Below are 12,228 nucleotides of genomic sequence, written 5' to 3'. Positions count from 1 at the left end.
GCCCCTTAGGAGCTGAGCGGGTGGCCCTCCAGCAGCGCGCGGGTGTTCTCCCAGCCCTCCAGGCCGGGGTCGAGATAGCGCAGGTCGGCGGGGGTGCGCAGGCGGTGCCAGCCGGGTCCCTGCGGCACCAGGCCGGGACGCGGCGCGGCGGCGCGGAGCCGGGCCAGCGCGTCCGGGGCGTCCAGGCCGGTCTCGGCCAGCGCCGCGGCGAGCCAGCCGGGCAGCGGCAGCCGGGCGGCGAGCGCGACCAGCCCGTTCCTCTCGGCGGCCTGGCAGGCGGCGGCGGGCGCGTCGCCGAGCGCGCGGAACAGCTTGCCGATCAGCAGCGGTGGCAGGTCGGGGGCGTCCGGCGCGACCAGCGCGGCCTCCGCGGCGCCGAGCCGGTGCAGGGCCGCGAACGCGCCGGGCAGCGTCGGCTCCCGGACGATCGCCGTCCCGGGCCAGGTCACGGCCTCGGCGTCCGGCTGCGCGGGCGGGTCCAGGACGAGCGCGGGCGTGACGAGCTCAAGCCCGGCGACGACCTCGTAGGTGTCCTCCAGCAGGGCGAGCCGGAACTCGTCCGGGTCGATTCCCGGCGGGACGTACGGTGGGGAGGCGGAAAGCGACAGGACCGCGGCGTAGCGCGACGCGGCGAGCGTCACCCGGCGGCCTCGCGGGCGAAGCCCCCCGGGACGTCGTTGCCCGGATGCATGCCGTCGACGCGGCGCATGCCGTCGCCTCGGTGCAGGTCGTCGGCGGGTTCGCCGCCCGGCGCGTCCGCCTCGATGGGCAGGTGCGCGGCGGCGGCGACGCCCTCAAGGTAGCCGCGCGCCCGGTCGGCCTTGGGGTAGTTGCCGACCAGCTCCCAGAAGTCGGCGCCGTGCCCGGGGATGAGCAGGTGCGCCAGCTCGTGCACCAGCACGTAGTCGACGACCCAGCCGGGCATGCCCCGGAGCCGGGTGGAGAGCCGAATGGTCCCGTCGTCGGGCGTGCACGATCCCCAGCGGCTGCGCTGGTTGGCGACCCAGCGGACGCTGACCGGGTCGGCGCGTCCGGCCAGGTAGCGGCGGGAGAGCTCGCGGGCGCGGGTCTGGAGGTCGGCGTCCGAGGGGCGCCGGCGGCGCTCCCGCTCCGCGAGCCGTTCCAGGATGGTCGCGATCCACTGTTCCTCTTCGGCCTTGCTGAGCCTGGACGGAACCATCACCACCACCTTGTCCCCGTCGCGGTAGGCGGACACGGTTCGCCGCCGTCGGCTGCTGCGGCGGACCTCAACGTTAGGGGGCACGCCAGAACCGTACCCAAAATTTTGCGTCCTCCACAGGGGGTGTTTGACGTTATCCCAGGTCAACCCACATGTTTTTCGCCGTCCCAGGAGGGTTTCCACAATCTTTGGACAGATCGGCGTAGGCCCTCGGGGGCGCTGTCACGATCCGGTGAAGCGGGGGGTCCGGCCCTCCCGGCGCGCCGCGATGCCCTCGGCCATGTCCCCGGTCGTCATCGTGACCGGCTGGGCGAGCGACTCCCACCGCAGCGCCGACTCCATGTCGGGGTGCCCGCCGCCCGCCAGCGCGACCTTGGTGAGGCGGGTCGCGATCGGGGCGTGCGCGGCGACCCGATCGGCCGCCGCGAGCGCGGCCGCGAGCACCCGGTCGGCGGGGACGGCCTGGTTGACCAGCCCGTACGTCGCGGCCTCGGTGCCGGTGAGGACGCGTCCGGTCAGCAGCATCTCGCGGGCCAGCGGCAGCCCCGCGACCTCGGGCAGCAGCCAGGTCGCGGCCATGCCGGGGTGCAGGCCGAGCGCGGTGAAGGGGGCGAGCAGCTTCGCGCCGTCCGCCGCGTAGCGCAGGTCGCAGGCCAGCGCGAGGCAGAGCCCGGCACCGACGGCGGGCCCGTTGACGGCGGCGATCGTGGGCACCTCGAGATCGCGGACGGCCAGCCACGTCCGGTAGAACTCCAGCATCCGATCACGCAGCGCGGGCACCGCGTCGGCGCCCGTGTCCGCGAGCCAGGACAGGTCGCCGCCCGAGGTGAACGCGCTCCCGGCCCCGGTGACGACGACGCAGCGGACGTCCCGGTCGGCGCGCAGGTCCGCGATCGCCGCCTTCCACGCGGCGGTCATCTCGCCGGACATCGCGTTGCGGCGCCCGGGGTCGTTCAACGTCAGAACGACGACCCCCGTGTCGCGGCGCTCGACCAACAACGGCTCGACCAACAACGGCTCGGACGGCTGCTCGGACATGGCCCGCAACCTACCGCGTGGCGTGAGAAAGCGCACACTTACCCCATAGTCGCAGCTCAACGAGATGTATCTCATCGCTTGTCCGGCATCGGCGGAGGGTTGTCGTAGCGCGAACGAGAACCGATCGCCGACAATGGACGTCGTGAGCGATCTTCCCCGCCGCGCGGTGACGCGGTCAGCAAAGCTGGCGTCCCTCCCCATCGGCTTCGCGGGGCGCACCGCGCTCGGGCTCGGCAAGCGCACGTTCGGCCGGCCCGCCGAGGCGGTCGCGATGGAGATCCAGGCCCGTACCGCCGAGCAGCTGTTCAAGGTGCTCGGCGAGCTCAAGGGCGGCGCGATGAAGCTCGGCCAGATGCTGTCGATCTTCGAGGCGGCGCTGCCGCCGGAGATCGCGGGCCCCTACCGCGCCACGCTCACCCGGTTGCAGGAGGCCGCTCCCCCGCTGCCCGCCGCCACCGTCCACACGGTGCTGGCCCAGGCGCTCGGCCCGGACTGGCGCGACCGCTTCGAGTCGTTCGACGACCGTCCCGCCGCCGCGGCCTCGATCGGCCAGGTGCACCGCGCGGTCTGGGCGGACGGCCGCGCCGTCGCCGTCAAGGTCCAGTACCCGGGCGCCGGGAAGGCCCTGGTCAGCGACTTCAACCAGCTCTCCCGCCTCGGCCGGCTGTTCGGCGTCCTGATGCCGGGGCTGGACGTGAAGTCGATGCTCGCCGAACTGCGCCAGCGGGTCGTCGAGGAGCTGGACTACACGATCGAGGCCGAGTCCCAGACGATCTTCCACGACGCCTACGCGGACGACCCCGACTTCGCCATCCCCGCGGTGATCGCCCAGTCCGGCGACGTCCTCGTCACCGAGTGGATGGACGGCACCCCGCTCTCGCAGATCATCAGCTCCGGCGACCAGGAGACCCGCGACCACGCGGCGCTGCTGTACTGCCGGTTCCTGCTGTCGGGCCCGAAGCGCTCGGGCATGCTGCACGGCGACCCGCACCCCGGCAACTTCCGCCTCCTGGAGGACGGCCGGCTCGGCGTGCTGGACTTCGGCGCCGTCGACCGCATCCCCGGCGGCTTCCAGAAGCGGCTCGGCCTGCTCCTGCGCATCGGCACGATGGCCGACATCGGCGCGATCGAGGAGGCGCTGCGCCGCGAGGACTTCATCCGCGCGGGCGTCGAGATCGACACCGAGTCCCTCCAGGCGTTCCTCGCCCCGATCACCGAGCCGTTCGTCACCGAGACCTTCGCCTTCAACCGCGAGTGGCTGCGCGACATGGCCGCCCGCGTCACCGACCTGCGCCCGACCAACGTCGTCCGGCAGCTGAACCTGCCGCCCGAGTACGTGATCATCCACCGCGTCCTGTCGGCGGGCACCGGCGTGCTGTGCCAGCTCGAATGCGAGATCCCCGCCCGCGCGGAGTCACTGAAGTGGGTCCCGGGCTTCGCCGAGGCCGAGGCCGCCGGGACGGAGCAAGACGCCGAAGACGAGGGCACCGAACTCGTCACCGGCTGACCGGTGTCCTTGAACGTCGACGGGCCCCGCGCGTCCTGATGTGGGACGCGCGGGGCCCGTAAGGGCGCGGCCGGTGAAGTGGGCCACCGGCGCGCCGGGGTGCCCGTCGCGGGAGGCGGTGCCGGGCCCGCCAAACCATCCAAGAAGGACGGGCGGCGGCCTCGACCGGACGGGCCGGGATGGTCTTTCGGTTCCGGGATTGCCCCCAGGTTCCGGGATCGTTCTCCGGGCTCCGGGACGTCTCTCAGGCCCGGGACGGTCTTTCAGTTCCTGTGCTTCTCGGGGCCGCGGGGGTGCGGGTCGCCGCTCGCGGTCGGGGCGAGCAGGACGCGGCGCACGCGCGACGCCCTGGTCCGCGCGTCCCGGCGGGCGCGCCGCAGCGCGACCACCCGGACGGCGAGCTCGTCCGGGACCGTGACGGGTATTCGCTCCCGGGACAGGTCCTGGCTGAGCAAGGTCATCTCGTTCTCCTTGGCCGCCCGGAGGCGCGGTCCCCGCGCGGGGACCGCGCCTCCGGGGTCGACTCGGCCGGATGCGGACATCGTCTGCATCAGGCGTTCACACGGTCACTTCGTCCGGGAGCGGGTGCTTCCGGGGACGGCCCCGCGGCCGCTTGCGCGGAACGATCACGCCGCGGACGAACAGTTCGCCGCCCCAGACGCCCCAGGGCTCCTTGCGCTCGAGCGCTCCGGCGAGGCACTCCTTGCGAAGCGGGCACTCCAGGCACAGGGCCTTGGCGAGCTCGACGTCGGCGGGAGCCTCGGCGAAGAACAGCTCCGGGTCGGTCCGGCACGGAAGCGTGAGGTCCTCTTCGCTCACTGCGAGAGCCCCCTGCATCACAGTCACCCTTGTTCCTCTCGTTGGATCTCAACGGGCGTGTCGGTGGGTTGTCTGGGCAAATAAGAAGGCCGCGGATCCGGTGTCGGGATCCGCGGCCTGGGGGCTTGCCGGTGTGGTGCTAGACCGGTCGCCTCCAGGGGTACGGACCCGACACGCCACCCTTGGCGGTGGCGGCCATGTGGGCCGTGGCCGGAGCCTGGGACTCGTCTTCGAGCAGTTCGAAGACGTCGCGCCCCTGCTCTTCCTGGACTCGCTGCTCGATGCGCAGATCACGCAGTCGCATGCCGAGCACACTGGTGCCGAAGACACCTGTGCTCGGAACGTCGATCCGCGCGCTCGCCGGGGTCGGCTCGCCGAACCGCGCATTCAGTCCGTCAGAGGCCAGTGGGCCACCGGGCTTGGCACCCGGCTCGGACCACACGGGCATGGCGGAATAGGCGACGGCGTCACCAGGGCAGGCGGGAGTCCAGTTCGGCGTCGATTTGATCAACATTCTCATCACCGGACGTCACACCACCTTCCTGGCTGATCGGGCCGCGCCCGGCGGATTCAAGATCCACCCGGACCGGCCGGCTGTTTGCTCGCAACGAGCGTACGGGCACTTCGGCAAATCAATCAAGGTATTTTTGACCTGCGAGTTTGTGGGTCACTTCACTCGCTGATCAAGGAACCAGGCCCCCCCCGAGGCGCGTCGTGCGCCCCCGGCGTCCCGACCGTAACGATCTTCTCACGCGTCCGAGACGCGGATGAGCCCTTCCTGCATCACCGACACGACGAGTTCGCCCGAGCGGGTGAACACCTGGCCGCGCGCGAGGCCGCGGGCGCCGCCGGCGAACGGCGTGTCCTGCGCGTACAGCAGCCAGTCGTCGGCGCGGAACGGGCGGTGGAACCACATGGCGTGGTCGAGGCTGGCGCCCATCGTGCGCTTGTCACCCCAGGCCAGGCCGTGGTTGAGCAGGACGGTGTCGAGCAGGGTCATGTCGGAGGCGTAGGTCATCAGGCAGACGTGCAGCAGCGGCTCGTCGGGCAGCTCGCCGTCCACCCGCAGCCACACCCTCGACTCGGGAGTGGCGAGTGCGGCGTCCTTGGCGGCCTCCCAGGTGAGCGGCGTCGCGTGCCGCAGGTCGAACGGGCGCCCCTCGGTGAACTCGCGGGCGCGGGCCTCCCCGAACAGGGGGGTGAGGCGCTCGCGGGCGGTCGGCAGCGTCTCGGGGGCGGGCGCGTCCGGGATCGGCGCGTGGTGCTCGGGGCCGCCCTCGACGATCTGGAACGACGCCGACAGCGTGAAGATGGCCTTGCCGTGCTGGATCGCGGTGACCCGGCGGGTGGTGAAGGACCGGCCGTCGCGGACGCGGTCGACCGTGTAGACGATCGGGACCAGCGGGTCGCCCGGCCGGATGAAGTAGGCGTGCAGCGAGTGGACGGGCCGGTTCACCGGGACCGTGCGTCCGGCGGCGACCAGCGCCTGCCCGGCGACCTGGCCGCCGAAGACCCGCTGCTGGCGGTCCTCGGGGCTGCGCCCCCGGAAGATGTCGTTCTCTATCTGTTCGAGGTCGAGCAGGTCCAGCAGTGCCTTCAGTGACTCCTTCACACGGGCCAATCTCGCACATCGCCCCATGTGATCGGGGTCTCACCCCCCGGAAGCGTCACGCGCCGAGCGGTAGGTCACGCGCCGCACAGGGACAGGACGGTCTCGCCGTAGCGGTCGAGCTTGACCTTGCCGACGCCGGGGATGCGGGCCAGCTCCTCCATCGACTCGGGCGCGTGCTCGGCGATCGCCTGGAGCGTGGCGTCCGTGAACACGACGTAGGCGGGGATCTTCTGGTCGGCGGCGACCCCGGCGCGCCACTCCCGCAGCGCGAGCAGCAGCTCCTCGTTGATCTCGGACGGGCAGTCCTCGCAGCGGCCGAGCTTGCGTTCGACGGCGGCGGTCAGCGGGCGCCCGCACACCCGGCACGGCTGCGGTCCCTTGGCGGCGCGGCGCTTGGTGCGGTCGAGGCGGTCGGGGGTGTGGGTGGCGGTCTTGCCGGTGAGGCCGTCCAGGAACCGGGACGGGCGGCGGCGGCGCGCCCCGCCGGGCGAGCGCGACAGCGCCCACGACAGCGTCAGGTGGACGCGCGCCCGCGTGACGCCCACGTACAGCAGGCGGCGCTCCTCCTCGATCTGCTCGGGCGTCTCGGCGTAGACGATCGGCAGCGTGCCCTCGGCGAGCCCGACGAGGAACACCGCGTCCCACTCCAGGCCCTTGGCGGCGTGCAGCGAGGCCAGCGTGACGCCCTCCAGCGGCGGCGCGTGCTGGGCGGCGGCGCGCTCCTCCAGCTCAGCGACGAACTCGGCCAGCCCGGCCTTCGGGTCGTCGGCGGCCATGTCCTCGGCGAGCTGCGCGAGCGCGGCGAGCGACTCCCAGCGGGCGCGCGCCGCGCCCGCCCCCTCGGGCGGCCGGTCGGAGAAGCCCGCCCCGGACAGGACGTGCCGGACGGTCAGTATCAACCCCGTCCCGTCGGTCTCGGCGTCGGCGCCAGCGCGCGCCGCGCCGCGCAGCCGCACCACGGCCTCGCGCACCTCCGGCCGCTCGAAGAACCGCTCGGCGCCGCGCAGGACGTAGGGGACGCCCGCCGCCGCGAGCGCCGCCTCGTAGGTCTGCGACTGGGCGTTGATCCGGAACAGGATCGCGATCTCCCGCGCGGGAACGCCCTCGTCGACGAGCTTGCGGGCCCGGCGCGCGGCGTCGTCGGCCTCGGCGACCTCGTCGTCGTACTCGTTGAACACCGGGTCGGGGCCGTCGGGACGCTGGGCGACCAGCTCCAGCTTGTGCCGGGTGCCGCCGCGCGCGGCGCCGATCACGCCGTTGGCGAGCCGCACGACCTGCGGTGTCGAACGGTAGTCGCGGACGAGCCGCACGACCGTCGCGTCCGGGTGCTCGCGGGTGAAGTCGAGCAGGTGGGACGGGCTGGCGCCGGTGAAGGAGTAGATCGTCTGGTTGGGGTCGCCGACGACGCACAGGTCGTCGCGGTCGCCGACCCAGGTGTCGAGCAGCATCTTCTGGAGCGGGTTGACGTCCTGGAACTCGTCCACGACGAAGTACCGGTACTGCTCGCGGACCTGGTTCGCGACCTCCCGGTGCTCGGTGAGCACGGCCGCCGTCAGCTCCAGCATGCCCTCGAAGTCGAGCAGGTTGCGCTCGCGCCTGAGCTGCTCGTACATCGCGTAGACGCGGGCGACGTCCACCACGTCGGCGGACGGCCTGCGCCCGGCCCGCGCGATCGCGGCGGCGTAGTCCTCGGGGCGGTGCTGGGTGACCTTCGCCCACTCGATCTCGCCCGCGACGTCGCGCAGCTCCGTGCGCCCGAACGACAGCCGGCAGGCGCGCGCCGCGTCCGCGACCAGGCCGATCTTCGAGTCGATGATCTTCGGTGGCTCGCCGCCGACGACGCGCGGCCAGAAGTAGGTGAGCTGGCGCAGCGCCGCCGCGTGGAACGTGCGCGCCTGGACGCCGGGCGCGCCGAGCGCGCGCAGGCGGCTGCGCAGCTCGCCCGCCGCGCGTGTGGTGAACGTCACCGCGAGCACCCGCTGCGGGGTCACCACACCGGTGAGCGTGGCGTAGGCGATGCGGTGCGTGATGGCCCGCGTCTTGCCCGTGCCCGCACCCGCGAGCACGCACACCGGACCCTGCACCGCCTCGGCGACCGCCCGCTGTTCGGGGTCGAGCCCCGCCAGCACCGACTCAGCAGACATCCCCCCATCCTTGCAGCACCGGCGCCGGCGGGGGCACGGCCCGGCACGCGGGCAGGAACGGGCAGGAATGGGAAGCGGGCCTCCGCTGTTCTCTGATAGGCGTGATCGAAACGGAACGTCCTGACGAGTGAGGGAGAAGACGCGCCGATGGCGACGCCCACCACCGAGCGGGCCAAGGGCCCGACCGGGCAGCTCACCATGTACACCACGTCCTGGTGCGGTTTCTGCCGCAGGCTCAAGAGCCAGCTCGCCCGCGAGGGCATCGAGATGGTCGAGGTCGACATCGAGCGCGACCCGGCCGCCGCCGACTTCGTCATGAGCGTCAACGGCGGGAACCAGACGGTCCCGACCGTCACGATCGGCGACGAGGTCGTCCTGACCAACCCCAGTGCCAAAGAGGTCAAGCGCCACCTCGCGGAACTCGCCGCGAAGGGCTGAGCGCGCTCGACCCCGTCGGCCCCCGGACTCTTCCGGGGGCCGACGTGTTCACCGGGGCATCAGAAGTGCGGCATCGAGGGGAGTTCGCCGCCGTACCAGCGCATGATGAGCTGGGCGGCGATGGACAGCGGGCCCGGCGCGACGATCTCGCCCGCGGAAATCGCGGCGCGCAGCTCGTCGCGGGTGTACCAGGCGGCGTCCAGGATCTCCTCCGGGTCGGGACGCAGCGGAACGGTCCCGTCGGCGGTGGCGGTGAAGCCCAGCATGAGGCTGCGCGGCAGCGGCCACGGCTGGCTGCCCGCGTACCGGACGTCGCGGACGGCGAGCCCGACCTCCTCCTCCACCTCCCGCGCCACGGCCTGCTCCAGCGACTCGCCCGGCTCGACGAACCCGGCGAGGATGGAGCGGCGGTCGGCGGCCCAGCGGGTGCCGCGCGCCAGCAGGATCCGGTCGGACGCGTCGGTCACCAGCATGATCACGGCGGGGTCGACACGCGGGAAGTGCTGCGAGCCGTCCGCCGGGCAGACCCGGACGTGCCCGGCCGAGGCGACCTCGGTCTCGGTGCCGCAGCGCGGGCAGAACCGGTGCGTCGCGTGCCACTGCTCCAGCGCGACCAGGTGGGTAAGCAGCCCGGAGTCGCGGTCGGCGAGCAGCGCGCCGACCTGGCGCAGCCCCGCGGGCTCGGCGCCCTCGACGGCGGGCAGCGGCGCGGACACGCCGAAGTAGACGGTTCCGTCATCGTCCTCGCCGAGGAGCCAGCGGTCACCCTCCGGAGCCCGCGCGGGCGGGAGCAGGACGAGCGCCGGGTCAGGGCCGCCCGTCGCCGGTGAGCCAGTCGCCGCCGCGCCGAACGAGCCGGTCACGAGCGAGCGCCCGTCGTCGACGACGAGCACGCGGGTGCGCGGGTCCGCCCACGCAGCCGCGAGCCAGTCGTCGTCGCGGCGCCTGAGCGCGACCCGGTCCAGGGTGCCGCGCGCGAGCGCCAGCCATTCGAGCCCGCCCGTCACCGTCACGTCGCGCCTCCCCGCCGAAACACCGTTTGTGGGCCTCAGCGTAGGGCCGTGGCGAGTTCTTCCCACAGGTAGGCGGCGGCCTCGGCGCCCTTGAGGAGCAGCGGGACCTCCACCTTCTCGTTCGGGGCGTGGATGTGGTCGTCGTTCAGGCCGACCGCGACGAAGATCAGCGGCGCGTCCAGGACGTCGGCGAGGTCGGCCTCGGGTCCGCTGCCGCCCTCCCGGGTGAACAGGACCTCGCCGCCGAAGGCGCGCTCCATGGCGCGCCGCGCGGCGCGGACGCCCGCGGAGTCGATCGGCGAGAAGCACGGCCGGACGCCGCCGCCCGGAATCGCGACCTCGGCCTCGATGCCCGGCGGGGTGTTCGCGGCGACCCAGGAGCGGAAGGCGTCCTGCACGGTGGCGGGGTCCTGCCCGGCGACGAGCCGGAAGGAGATCTTCGCGTGCGCCTCGCGCGGGACGATCGTCTTGCCGCCGGGCCCGGTGTGCCCGCCCCACATGCCGTTGATCTCGGCGGTCGGACGCGCCCAGATCCGTTCGAGGGTGCTGTAACCGGCCTCGCCGTAGGCGGCCCGGCTCTCGCCCGCCGTCCGCAGCCACTTCTCCTCGTCGAAGGGCAGCCGCGCGAAGGCGTCCCGCTCCTGCGCCGTCAGCGGCACGACGTCGTCGTAGAACCCGGGGATGCTCACCCGGCCCTCGGCGTCGTGCAGGCCTGCCAGCAGCGTGGCCATCGCGTGCAGCGGGTTCGGGACCGCTCCGCCGAACGACCCGGAGTGCAGGTCGGACGCCGGCCCGCGCAGCGTGATCTCGGCCTCGGTGAGGCCGCGCATGCCGGTGCACATCGACGGGACGTCCGCCGCCCACATGGTCGTGTCGCTGATGACCACCGCGTCGCAGCCGAGCCGGTCGCGGCGCTCGCGCAGCAGGTCGGCGAAGTGCACCGAGCCCGACTCCTCCTCGCCCTCGACCAGCATCCTGATCGTGACGGGCGGGGCCGTCGCGCCGGACGCGGCGAGCAGCGCGCGGATGCCGAGCGTGTGGAAGAACACCTGGCCCTTGTCGTCGGACGCGCCGCGCCCGATCAGCCGGTCGCCGCGCTCCACGGGTTTGAACGGGTCGGTCGCCCACTCCGACAGCGGTTCCACGGGCTGGACGTCGTGGTGCCCGTAGATGAGGACGGTGGGAGCGTCCGGGTCGGCGGCGGGCCACTCGGCGTAGACGGCCGGGAGCCCGGGGGTCTCCCAGATCTCCACCGTCGGGAAGCCCTCACCGGTCAGGTGCGCGGCCAGCCACTCGGCGGAGCGTCGTACGTCACCGGCGTGCGCGGGGTCCCCGGAGATGGAGGGGATCGCGAGCCAGTCCTTGAGATCGGTGATGAACCGGTCTCTGTTCGCCTGGATGTAGGCGACTACGTCGTTCACGTGCATGCCCCTTTGCATGTCGTACTGGAAGGCACTGTATGGGATTCTCAGTGAGATTCTCGCCGCACGTTTCCGGGCAGGTTCCTTGATCCACATCGGTCCACCCCGCCGACCTGCGCGGGAACGCGTTCGACCACGCGTGTGAGCGATGTGTCGGATGGGGAGCGACACGCGTTCGAGGCGAAATTGGATGGTCCCTCGTATCGTTTTTGAGCGCGACCGTATGACCGTACGCCCGAACGGTGGGTGCCCGGTTCACCTAACAATCCGGCCAAGCGCCCCGGTTTGGACTTCTCAGGCGCCCAGGAGCATCAGCTCGGTCCGGACATTGAGGCGGGCGCGGTCCTCGAAGCGCTCGCGCGCGGGCGGGGTGTGGAACAGCGCGGGCAGCGCGAGGAGCCCGGTGAGGATCTCGGCGCGCCCGGCGCGGTAGACGTCCTCGGGAACGAACGCGTACTCCTCCCGGACGGACGCGGCGTAGGCGGCGTATCGTTCCGGGTCCGCGCCGAGGACGGCGAGGTCGGCGTCGCACAGCACCTGGCCGTCGCGGTCGTCGCCGTCCGGGGCGTGGGTGGCGGTCAGCTCGACGAGCCCGACGACCCGGTCGAGCGTCCCGGCGGCGAGGTCGGTGTCGGCGAGCATGCGGGCGGCGAGGCGGGCGCTGCGCTCCTCGTTGTCGGCGCGCTCGGGGTCATAGACGGCGTCGTGGAACCAGGCCGCCAGCCGGACGGCGTCGAGGTCGGCGGCGTATGCGGCCAGCTCGTCCACGAGGTCGAGGACGGCGGCCAGGTGGTCGCGGGTGTGGTAGCGGCGGTGCGGCTCGCCGTAGCGCGCCTCCAGCTCGGCGCCGATGTGCCGGGTGTGCGGGCCGGCCAGCGCGACCCACCGCTCGACGAGGTCCATGCCCTCATCCTGGCGGATCATGGGGCGGCGGGGAACGGCCGGCGGCTGGGAACGGCGGGCGGCGGGCGGCGACCGGCACGCGGAGACACGCGATGCCGCCGTTCTTGCCCGCGGCGCGCACCCCGGCCAGTATGGTGAGGGCTTTCAGTTAGG

General features: G+C 72.9%; 13 protein-coding genes. 2 read left to right on the top strand and 11 right to left on the bottom strand.

Annotation, left to right across the window (positions count from 1 at the left end; all coding sequences use genetic code 11):
• Positions 1 to 5: 5 nt before the first annotated feature.
• From K2F47_RS03200 to K2F47_RS03190, 3 genes are all read right to left on the bottom strand, one after another.
• Positions 6 to 641 carry a hypothetical protein gene (locus K2F47_RS03200; RefSeq protein WP_242901131.1) on the bottom strand — a complete coding sequence of 212 codons (636 nt, stop codon included), beginning with the start codon at positions 639 to 641 and terminating at the stop codon, positions 6 to 8.
• Positions 638 to 1,216 carry a M48 metallopeptidase family protein gene (locus K2F47_RS03195; RefSeq protein ID WP_242902549.1) on the bottom strand — a complete coding sequence of 193 codons (579 nt, stop codon included), beginning with the start codon at positions 1,214 to 1,216 and terminating at the stop codon, positions 638 to 640. Before K2F47_RS03195 ends, K2F47_RS03200 begins: the two co-directional genes overlap by 4 nt.
• 186 nt (positions 1,217 to 1,402) lie before the next feature.
• Entirely contained in the window at positions 1,403 to 2,218 is an 816-nt protein-coding gene (locus tag K2F47_RS03190) for an enoyl-CoA hydratase/isomerase family protein (protein WP_242901130.1), read from the bottom strand.
• A gap of 142 nt (positions 2,219 to 2,360) precedes the next feature.
• Here K2F47_RS03190 and K2F47_RS03185 point away from each other — a divergent pair, with 142 nt between their 5' ends.
• On the top strand, positions 2,361 to 3,725 hold the full coding sequence (locus K2F47_RS03185; RefSeq protein ID WP_242901129.1) for an ABC1 kinase family protein: 1,365 nt from the start codon (positions 2,361 to 2,363) through the stop codon (positions 3,723 to 3,725).
• A gap of 263 nt (positions 3,726 to 3,988) precedes the next feature.
• Here the strand turns inward: K2F47_RS03185 and K2F47_RS03180 are convergent, their stop codons facing one another.
• From K2F47_RS03180 to K2F47_RS03160, 5 genes are all read right to left on the bottom strand, one after another.
• Positions 3,989 to 4,186 carry a hypothetical protein gene (locus K2F47_RS03180; protein WP_242901128.1) on the bottom strand — a complete coding sequence of 66 codons (198 nt, stop codon included), beginning with the start codon at positions 4,184 to 4,186 and terminating at the stop codon, positions 3,989 to 3,991.
• A 97-nt stretch (positions 4,187 to 4,283) separates the two neighbouring features.
• On the bottom strand, positions 4,284 to 4,562 hold the full coding sequence (locus tag K2F47_RS03175) for a WhiB family transcriptional regulator (protein WP_156218894.1): 279 nt from the start codon (positions 4,560 to 4,562) through the stop codon (positions 4,284 to 4,286).
• 121 nt (positions 4,563 to 4,683) lie between these two features.
• Positions 4,684 to 5,058 (bottom strand): hypothetical protein, encoded by a 375-nt coding sequence (locus K2F47_RS03170; RefSeq protein WP_242901127.1) that lies wholly within the window; start codon positions 5,056 to 5,058, stop codon positions 4,684 to 4,686.
• Between the two features lie 234 nt (positions 5,059 to 5,292).
• Positions 5,293 to 6,156, bottom strand: coding sequence for an acyl-CoA thioesterase (locus K2F47_RS03165; protein WP_242901126.1), 864 nt, complete (start codon positions 6,154 to 6,156; stop codon positions 5,293 to 5,295).
• 74 nt (positions 6,157 to 6,230) lie between these two features.
• Positions 6,231 to 8,300, bottom strand: a complete 2,070-nt coding sequence (locus tag K2F47_RS03160; RefSeq protein WP_242901125.1) for an ATP-dependent DNA helicase UvrD2 — start codon at positions 8,298 to 8,300, stop codon at positions 6,231 to 6,233.
• Positions 8,301 to 8,447: 147 nt separating this feature from the next.
• Between K2F47_RS03160 and K2F47_RS03155 the strand changes: the two genes are divergently transcribed.
• Entirely contained in the window at positions 8,448 to 8,738 is a 291-nt protein-coding gene (locus K2F47_RS03155; RefSeq protein WP_242901124.1) for a mycoredoxin, read from the top strand.
• Positions 8,739 to 8,797: 59 nt separating this feature from the next.
• On the opposite strand, the gene nudC is transcribed toward K2F47_RS03155, so the two are convergent.
• From nudC to K2F47_RS03140, 3 genes are all read right to left on the bottom strand, one after another.
• Positions 8,798 to 9,745 carry an NAD(+) diphosphatase gene (gene nudC / locus K2F47_RS03150; RefSeq protein ID WP_242902548.1) on the bottom strand — a complete coding sequence of 316 codons (948 nt, stop codon included), beginning with the start codon at positions 9,743 to 9,745 and terminating at the stop codon, positions 8,798 to 8,800.
• A gap of 41 nt (positions 9,746 to 9,786) precedes the next feature.
• Complete coding sequence (locus K2F47_RS03145) at positions 9,787 to 11,178, bottom strand: dipeptidase (RefSeq protein WP_242901123.1); 1,392 nt, start codon at positions 11,176 to 11,178, stop codon at positions 9,787 to 9,789.
• A gap of 288 nt (positions 11,179 to 11,466) precedes the next feature.
• A complete protein-coding gene (locus K2F47_RS03140; RefSeq protein WP_242901122.1) occupies positions 11,467 to 12,075 on the bottom strand; it encodes an HD domain-containing protein in 609 nt (202 codons plus the stop codon).
• Between the last annotated feature and the right edge of the window lie 153 nt (positions 12,076 to 12,228).

It is taken from the genome of Actinomadura terrae, assembly GCF_022751215.1.
GTDB lineage: Bacteria > Actinomycetota > Actinomycetes > Streptosporangiales > Streptosporangiaceae > Spirillospora > Spirillospora terrae.
The sequence above is the reverse complement of the archived record's forward strand: the minus strand, read 5'-3'. Positions and strand labels throughout refer to the sequence as shown.

Bases quoted from the DNA above. Each gene is read 5' to 3' on its own strand.
- K2F47_RS03190 (WP_242901130.1), bottom strand. From the start codon at position 2,218: ATGTCCGAGCAGCCGTCCGAGCCGTTGTTGGTCGAGCCGTTGTTGGTC.
- K2F47_RS03180 (WP_242901128.1), bottom strand. From the start codon at position 4,186: ATGACCTTGCTCAGCCAGGACCTGTCCCGGGAGCGAATACCCGTCACG.
- K2F47_RS03175 (WP_156218894.1), bottom strand. From the start codon at position 4,562: ATGCAGGGGGCTCTCGCAGTGAGCGAAGAGGACCTCACGCTTCCGTGC.
- K2F47_RS03170 (WP_242901127.1), bottom strand. From the start codon at position 5,058: ATGTTGATCAAATCGACGCCGAACTGGACTCCCGCCTGCCCTGGTGAC.
- K2F47_RS03160 (WP_242901125.1), bottom strand. From the start codon at position 8,300: ATGTCTGCTGAGTCGGTGCTGGCGGGGCTCGACCCCGAACAGCGGGCG.
- K2F47_RS03155 (WP_242901124.1), top strand. From the start codon at position 8,448: ATGGCGACGCCCACCACCGAGCGGGCCAAGGGCCCGACCGGGCAGCTC.
- K2F47_RS03145 (WP_242901123.1), bottom strand. From the start codon at position 11,178: ATGCACGTGAACGACGTAGTCGCCTACATCCAGGCGAACAGAGACCGG.
- K2F47_RS03140 (WP_242901122.1), bottom strand. From the start codon at position 12,075: ATGGACCTCGTCGAGCGGTGGGTCGCGCTGGCCGGCCCGCACACCCGG.